The organism is Sphingomonas sp. (assembly GCF_031361285.1).
Lineage (GTDB): Bacteria > Pseudomonadota > Alphaproteobacteria > Sphingomonadales > Sphingomonadaceae > Sphingomicrobium.
In genome coordinates, this window is the sequence record NZ_JANMCO010000019.1 from 1 (window position 1) to 2,269 (window position 2,269).

At 62.3% G+C, this 2,269-nt stretch carries 3 protein-coding genes; all 3 read right to left on the minus strand.

Annotated elements, in window-relative coordinates; all coding sequences use genetic code 11:
- A partial coding sequence (locus RMO25_RS02365) for a pilus assembly protein (protein ID WP_309661003.1) occupies positions 1 to 189 on the minus strand: 189 nt, incomplete at its 3' end.
- On the minus strand, positions 186 to 1,844 hold the full coding sequence (locus RMO25_RS02370; protein ID WP_309661004.1) for a Tad domain-containing protein: 1,659 nt from the start codon (positions 1,842 to 1,844) through the stop codon (positions 186 to 188). The genes RMO25_RS02365 and RMO25_RS02370, both read right to left, overlap by 4 nt.
- A gap of 7 nt (positions 1,845 to 1,851) precedes the next feature.
- Positions 1,852 to 2,127, minus strand: coding sequence for a hypothetical protein (locus RMO25_RS02375; protein WP_309661005.1), 276 nt, complete (start codon positions 2,125 to 2,127; stop codon positions 1,852 to 1,854).
- Positions 2,128 to 2,269: the final 142 nt, after the last annotated feature.

A 2,269-nucleotide genomic window follows, 5' to 3' on the forward strand; every position in this document is an offset into this window, starting at 1 on the left:
GGTGAAATTCTGGCGCGCGGCGTAACGCGCGCCATCGCGCACGGCCTTGACCAGAATGTGCTCGTTGAGGAAATAATTGCCGACTTCCATTGCGCCGAACATGATGGTCAGGAGCAAAGGGAGCACGAGCGCCATTTCGGCCGCCGCGGCTCCGCATTGGTTGCGAACGAAGGCGAATGTTCGCGTCATTTGACGAGATATGGAACGTCGCGCCGGATGACCTGACCGGCAGTCGCGCCGGCGCCCAGCGTTGTTTCACCGATCACCTCGACATAGACGTCGCCAGCGTTGGTTTTGCCGGACGTGCGATTGAGCGAAGGTTCGACAAGGAACAGCTCGATCCATTTCTCAACCGGGACATTGGTCGAATTGCCGTGCACGTTGTTGGCAGTGCAATTGATCACTGCAGCTGAGATCCGGCGGCGATCTGGCGTAGTGCCGCCTGGCACGAACCCGGGGCCGTAGACAGGAGAGCCTTCGACCGGGCTGCACACGGGTTTGCCGTATGCTACTTTGGTGGCGCCGCTTGCCCCGGCAGGATTAGGCCCAAGGATGGTCACTCCATCGATCACCTGATCGCGATGGGCTATCTCCCAATTGTAAACACGGTAGCGGCTGGCATAATTCGATGCGGTAATTGCGACCGATGGCGACAATCCCGTATTGGACTGCCAATCCGCCGCGCTCCACCGAGTTCCGGCGGCCCCGCCGGTACCGGCGACGGCACGCCGATAATTCGTGCGAAAATACGCATCCCGGTCCCACGTGCCGGTCCCGATCTGCACTCCCATGCAGGAGCCGTTAACACTGACGGCGTGGCACATATCGCGCGGATGGCCCATCGCTGCAGGGACTGTCGCCGTTGGAAGAGCAACTGTAGCCGATGTCACCAGGGCGTAGTAGTTCGTCCCTGCGACTTCGCCCCAGCCCTGGTTGTGCATTCTGCATTTGTTACCGCCGTTGGCATTCGCACTGCGGACTACATCTTTGACGCTGTTAATTGACGCTGGGCAGCTTCCTCCCGATTGGCAGGCTTGATTGCTGTCGTAGATGTCGAAGCGCGTATTCAACGCGTCTGTTACGGACACGTTCGCACCCGGTTTGGTGTTGACACCACTGCCCCCGATGCAATTACCGGGTGGCGTCGTCCAGCCTAGGGCCTCTTTTAAACCATTTGCGCCGCTGGAGCCGCCTCCACTGTCTAGGTAACCGAAATTACCCGGCACCCAGGCTCCGCTGCCGTTTCCGACCGATACGAGTTTGAGGCCCTTACCAATGTAGGTGCTAGCGTCGAAGCTTGTATTGCCGCCCGTTTCGGCGGGGTTGCAGATCATCACCGGCGGGGACTTACAAATCGCTGTCCCCAGGCCGGCGACGGCTTCGGCGCTGATGTCGCCTGAATTGAAAGCGCTGACGACCGGCGTCAGTGCGTAAAAAGCTTTGCGCGCCGCGACCACAACACGAATAAATTTCGCGGTTAGGTCGCTCGAGACGGGGTTGGTATTCGCCTCGGCATCGGCCTTGGTTGCGTAAAACACGACCGTCGGAATGGTAATGGCCGTATCGCTCGCGTTCTTGTCGTTGGCCATCAGGGTGCGGTTGGTCAGCAGGGCCTGGGCGGCAGCAGTCGCCCGCGCCCTCGACCCTGTGACCTGATCAAGCTGGCTTGCCCCGGCCAGCGCCGCCTGGTCTGCGCCGTCCTGCAATTCGCTGTCCAGGCTCGCCAGCCGCGCGTAATCGAACGCGATCCCACCGACCGCGACCAGTGCGAACAGGGATAATCCAACCGTGGCGGCAACCGCGCCGCTCCGATCGGCGATCAGGCGTGAAGCGCGCTCAAGCATGGCTGCTCTATCCTGGACCTGACGTTGTGGCCTGTTTCTCAGGGGCCTTGACCGCGTCGGTCCGGTAGCGCTTGACCGCGGCCGCGCCCTTGTCGCCGCGGTCGCCGGGATGCGAATCTTGCGCCGAATACACCGGGTCCGGATCGATCACCTGGACCGCGGCATTATATTTGGTCGTTTCGCCAAACCCCGGGTCGGGCGAGATGTTGTTCTGGTTGATGGTGTCGCACCCGGCGAGGAGCAGCGCCGCCAGCGGCGCGACGGCAAGCAGCTTAAAGCTCATGGCCATAATCCTTTTCCAGGCCGATCGGTTGGCGCTGCGCGGAGCCGCCGCCCGGTCCCGGCGGAGTTGCGGGGGCGGGTGGCCGCTGCGGGCTGCGGAACGGCGCCATCGACGGCGGTACGCCGGTGTCGGTGCGCCCGAG

Bases quoted from the DNA above. Each gene is read 5' to 3' on its own strand.
- RMO25_RS02370 (WP_309661004.1), bottom strand. From the start codon at position 1,844: ATGCTTGAGCGCGCTTCACGCCTGATCGCCGATCGGAGCGGCGCGGTT.
- RMO25_RS02375 (WP_309661005.1), bottom strand. From the start codon at position 2,127: ATGAGCTTTAAGCTGCTTGCCGTCGCGCCGCTGGCGGCGCTGCTCCTC.